Genomic DNA, 5,075 nt, shown 5'->3' on the forward strand with positions numbered 1-5,075 from the left:
ACTTTGACTACTGAACAGAAAACGATGAATATTACTGAAATTCAGGAACTACTACCTCATCGCTACCCATTCTTAATGATTGATCGTGTTATTAACTTCGAAGAAGAAAAAACACTGACAGCAATTAAGAATGTCTCTGTTAATGAGCCACAATTCACAGGTCACTTTCCTCAATTGCCAGTATTCCCTGGTGTTTTGATCCTTGAAGCTATGGCTCAAGCAACAGGTCTTTTGGCATTTAAATCATTTGGTGCGCCGTCAGAAAACGAGCTGTACTACTTTGCAAGTGTTGATAAAGCGAAGTTCCGTAAGCCGGTAGTACCAGGTGATCAACTGGTTATTGAAGTTGAATTCCTAAAAGAACGTCGTGGTATTGCATCTTTCAACGGTGTAGCAAAAGTAGACGGCGATGTAGTGTGTTCAGCTGAACTTAAGTGTGCTCGTAGAGAGTTTTAATATGATTCATGAAACTGCGAAAATTCACCCTTCATCAGTAATCGAAGGTGACGTGACTATCGGTGCGAATGTGACGGTTGGTCCATTTACTTACATTGCTGGTACTGTTGTTATTGGCGATGACACTGAAGTGATGTCACACGTAGTGATCAAAGGCCATACAACCATTGGTAAGGAAAATCGTATTTTTCCTCATGCCGTGATTGGTGAAGAAAACCAAGACAAAAAGTATGGTGGTGAAGAGACTACTGTCGTTATTGGTGATCGTAACGTTATCCGTGAGGCTGTACAGATTCACCGTGGTACGACTCAAGATAAAGCAACGACAGTGATCGGCAACGACAACTTGCTTTGTGTTAATGCCCATATTGCACATGATGTGATTGTTGGTAACCACACTCACGTTGGTAACAATGCCATCCTTGGTGGCCATGTAACGGTTGGCGATTATGCAGGTGTAATGGCTCTTTCTGCTATTCATCCATTTTGCTCTATCGGTGCATACGCATACATCGGTGGTTGTTCTGCTGTTGTTCAAGACGTATTACCATACGTGCTAGCTCAAGGTAACCATGCTGCGCCTTTTGGCCTAAACTTAGTTGGTCTTAAGCGAAACGGTTTTGAAAAACCAGAAATTCGAGCTCTGCAAAAAGCATACAAAGAACTTTACCGCTCAGGTAAAACTTTGGAAGAAGCTAAAGTTTCTTTAGTGGAAATGGCGAAAGAGTTTGACTCAGTTCAGCCGATGCTAGATATGATTGAAAACTCTGAACGCGGTATCATTCGATAACGATTTTGAAGTTTAGAGTAAAAAGATCGCTACCTTTTAGCGATCTTTTTTGTTTTAAGCTCAAAGGAAATTAGGAAGCCAAATGTCAAAAGTAAGTGCAGAAAAAACTCATAAACCGCTGAAAGTGGGTATTGTCGTTGGTGAGTTGTCTGGTGATACTCTCGGTGAAGGTTTTATCAAAGCGATACAAGCGAAATACCCTGATGCTGAATTTGTTGGTATTGGCGGACCAAAAATGAAAGCGTTAGGCTGTAAATCTCTTTTTGAAATGGAAGAGTTAGCTGTAATGGGACTTGTTGAAGTTCTTGGTCGCTTAAGGCGATTGCTGAAAGTTAAAGCGGAATTGGTTAAGTATTTTAAACTGAATCCGCCAGACGTTTTTGTTGGTATTGATGCACCTGATTTTAATTTAAGATTGGAGCTTGATCTTAAAAACGCAGATATTAAAACCGTTCATTATGTTAGCCCTTCAGTATGGGCATGGCGTCCAAAACGTATTTTCAAGATAGATAAGGCTACAGATTTAGTTTTAGCTTTTCTTCCGTTCGAAAAAGCCTTTTATGATAAATATAATGTTGCTTGCGAGTTTATTGGTCACACTCTAGCCGACGCAATTCCTTTGAACTCAGATAAACAACAAGCTCGCGAATTATTAAATCTTGATGCTGATAAGCAGTGGATGGCAGTACTGCCAGGTAGTCGCGGTGGTGAAGTTGCATTGATTGCTAAACCATTTATTGAAACGTGTCAGCGCATCAAACAAAAGTACCCTGATATTGGTTTTGTTGTCGCTGCGGTCAACGAAAAGCGTAAACAACAGTTTTTGGATATCTGGAAAACTACGGCCCCTGAGTTGGACTTTGTTATCGTTGAAGATACGGCGAGAAATGTAATCACCGCTTCGGATGCGGTGTTGCTTGCTTCAGGAACCGTTGCTCTTGAGTGTATGTTAGTGAAGCGCCCTATGGTAGTTGGCTATCAAGTGAATAAGCTGACGGGTTGGATCGCTCAAAAGCTGTCGATTACCGAATTCGTATCTTTACCTAATGTTTTAGCGGGCAAGGAACTAGTTAAAGAATTTATCCAAGAAGAATGCCACCCTGACTTTTTGTTTCCCGCGATGGACAAAGTGCTTTCAAGTGATAACAGTGAATTGATCCAAACGTTTACTGAAATGCACCAATGGATAAAAAAAGATGCTGATATGCAGGCTGCGAATTCAGTACTTAAGTTAATCAATAAACCAATCATCGATTAGAGAACACCATGGCAGTTAAAGAAAAAAAAGAGCTTCCTCCGTTTGAGTACCCTGAAGGTTACCAGTTAGTCGCCGGTGTTGATGAAGTAGGCCGTGGGCCACTAGTGGGTGACGTCGTTACGGCTGCTGTGATTCTAGACCCTAATAACCCGATTGAAGGTTTAAATGATTCAAAGAAGTTGTCAGAGAAGAAGCGTTTAGCCTTATTACCTGAGATTAAAGAAAAAGCTTTAGCTTGGTCTATTGGGCGCTGTAGTCCACAAGAAATCGATGAATTGAATATCCTGCAGGCGACTATGGTCGCTATGCAGCGTGCGCTAGCTGGGCTCTCTATTCAGCCAGATTTAGCATTGATTGACGGAAACCGAGTACCAAAGCTACCTATGGATGGTGTCGCTGTTGTCAAAGGTGATTTAAGAGTCGCCGAAATTAGTGCGGCTTCAATTATCGCTAAAGTAGTGCGAGATCAGGAAATGGAAGAATTAGATAAGCTTCATCCTGAATATGGCTTTGCCAAGCATAAAGGTTACCCAACTAAAGCTCACTTCGAAGCGATAGAAAAACATGGTGTTATAGAGCAATACCGTAAAAGTTTTAAACCAGTTAAACGCGTTTTAGGCATCGAATAGCACCTAGTTAGATGCACTCAACGTTATTCAACGTTAAAATAGCCAACAAGCAGTAACCTAGGTTTATCTCCTAGAATTCAGGAACAATGAATGTCAGAACCAAAATTTAYCCATTTACGCGTACACAGTGACTTCTCTATGGTCGATGGGCTTTCCAAAGTTCCGCCGTTAGTTAAGAAAGTAGCTGAAATGGGCATGCCAGCTGTCGCGCTGACCGATTTTACTAACTTATGTGGACTAGTGAAATTTTACGGTACTGCTCATAATTGTGGCGTAAAACCGATTATTGGGGCTGACTTTTTAAWGCAATCAGCAGAGTTTGGTGATGAGCTGACCAAACTCACGGTTATTGCGACGGACAATAAAGGCTATAACAACCTTACTTTACTTATTTCTAAAGCATACCTCCGAGGTCATGTTCAGCATCAGCCAGTGATTGATAAAGAGTGGTTGATTGAAAACGCTGGAGGCTTGATTATTTTATCGGGCGCTAAAGAAGGCGAAATTGGTAAGGCTTTGCTTAAGGGAAACCAAGAGCTTGTTAGTAGCTGTGTCGAGTTCTATCAAACCCATTTTTCTGACCGTTTTTATCTGGAACTCATCCGAACGGGTCGTCCAGACGAAGAGTCTTACCTACATTTCGCTTTGGACCTTGCAGAGCAGGCTGATTTACCTGTTGTAGCAACTAACGAAGTCGTATTCCTAAGTGAAGACCTATTCGATGCCCATGAAATTCGTGTAGCGATTCATGATGGATTCACGATGGTCGATCCTCGTCGTCCTAAAAACTACAGTGCGCAGCAATACCTTCGTACGGAAGAAGAAATGTGTGAGCTATTCTCGGACATTCCTGAAGCGTTAGAAAACAGTGTGGAGATTGCTAAGCGTTGTAATGTGACGGTTCGTTTAGGTGAATACTTCCTGCCTAACTTCCCAACTGAAGGCTTAGCGATTGAAGACTTCTTGATTAAGAAATCAGAAGAAGGTCTTGAGCGTCGATTAGCGTTTCTATTTCCTGACGAGAAAGTACGAGCGGAGCGTAGACCTGAATACGATGAACGACTAAAAATCGAATTAGAAGTTGTTAATAACATGGGGTTCCCCGGTTACTTCTTGATCGTAATGGAGTTCATCCAGTGGTCTAAAGATAACGATGTACCAGTAGGGCCTGGTCGTGGTTCGGGTGCCGGTTCATTAGTCGCTTACGCACTGGATATCACCGATCTAGATCCTCTAGAATACGATCTACTTTTCGAACGTTTCTTGAACCCTGAACGTGTATCCATGCCCGATTTCGATATCGACTTTTGTATGGATAAACGCGACCAAGTAATTGATCACGTAGCTGAAATGTATGGTCGTGATGCGGTATCTCAGATCATCACCTTCGGTACTATGGCTGCAAAAGCGGTAATTCGAGATGTTGGTCGTGTACTTGGCCATCCATTTGGTTTCGTTGACCGAATTTCAAAGCTCGTTCCGCCTGATCCGGGCATGACGCTCGAGAAAGCTTTCTTAGCTGAGCCTGCATTACCAGAATTGTATGATGGTGATGAAGAAGTTCGAGAACTGATTGATAAGTGTCGAATTTTAGAAGGTTGTACGCGAAATGCTGGTAAGCATGCGGGTGGTGTTGTTATTTCACCCACCACGATTACCGACTTTGCACCAATCTATGCAGACGCGGAAGGTAACTTCCCGGTAACTCAGTTTGATAAGAACGATGTAGAAACCGCCGGCTTGGTTAAGTTTGATTTCTTAGGTCTACGTACACTAACCATTATCGACTGGGCATTAGGCTTAGTGAACCCTCGTTTGGCAAAAGAAGGTAAAGATCCAGTTCGCATTGAATCGATTCCTCTTGACGATCAAGCGTCGTTTAATTTATTGCAAAATTCTGAAACCACTGCGGTATTCCAATTGGAATCGCGTGGTATGAAAG

The 5,075-nt window shown here is 42.2% G+C and carries 5 protein-coding genes; all 5 read left to right on the forward strand.

The annotated features are described in order from the left end of the window. The first annotated feature begins 3 nt into the window (after window positions 1–3). On the forward strand, window positions 4–456 hold the full coding sequence (fabZ, locus tag L4C33_RS19575) for a 3-hydroxyacyl-ACP dehydratase FabZ (RefSeq protein ID WP_428814081.1): 453 nt from the start codon (window positions 4–6) through the stop codon (window positions 454–456). A gap of 1 nt (window position 457) precedes the next feature. Further along, window positions 458–1,246, forward strand: a complete 789-nt coding sequence (gene lpxA / locus L4C33_RS19580; protein WP_428814077.1) for an acyl-ACP--UDP-N-acetylglucosamine O-acyltransferase — start codon at window positions 458–460, stop codon at window positions 1,244–1,246. Between the two features lie 82 nt (window positions 1,247–1,328). Then, window positions 1,329–2,504: a lipid-A-disaccharide synthase gene (gene lpxB / locus L4C33_RS19585; protein WP_428814078.1), complete on the forward strand. Its 1,176-nt coding sequence runs from the start codon at window positions 1,329–1,331 to the stop codon at window positions 2,502–2,504. 8 nt (window positions 2,505–2,512) lie between these two features. Next, complete coding sequence (gene rnhB / locus L4C33_RS19590; protein ID WP_428814079.1) at window positions 2,513–3,133, forward strand: ribonuclease HII; 621 nt, start codon at window positions 2,513–2,515, stop codon at window positions 3,131–3,133. 90 nt (window positions 3,134–3,223) lie between these two features. Continuing rightward, on the forward strand, window positions 3,224–5,075 hold a 1,852-nt coding region (gene dnaE, locus L4C33_RS19595; RefSeq protein ID WP_428814080.1), incomplete at its 3' end, for a DNA polymerase III subunit alpha.

The sequence above is a fragment of the Vibrio makurazakiensis genome, assembly GCF_050337375.1.
Taxonomy (GTDB): domain Bacteria; phylum Pseudomonadota; class Gammaproteobacteria; order Enterobacterales; family Vibrionaceae; genus Vibrio; species Vibrio makurazakiensis.

Bases quoted from the DNA above. Each gene is read 5' to 3' on its own strand.
- lpxA (WP_428814077.1), top strand. From the start codon at position 458: ATGATTCATGAAACTGCGAAAATTCACCCTTCATCAGTAATCGAAGGT.
- lpxB (WP_428814078.1), top strand. From the start codon at position 1,329: ATGTCAAAAGTAAGTGCAGAAAAAACTCATAAACCGCTGAAAGTGGGT.
- rnhB (WP_428814079.1), top strand. From the start codon at position 2,513: ATGGCAGTTAAAGAAAAAAAAGAGCTTCCTCCGTTTGAGTACCCTGAA.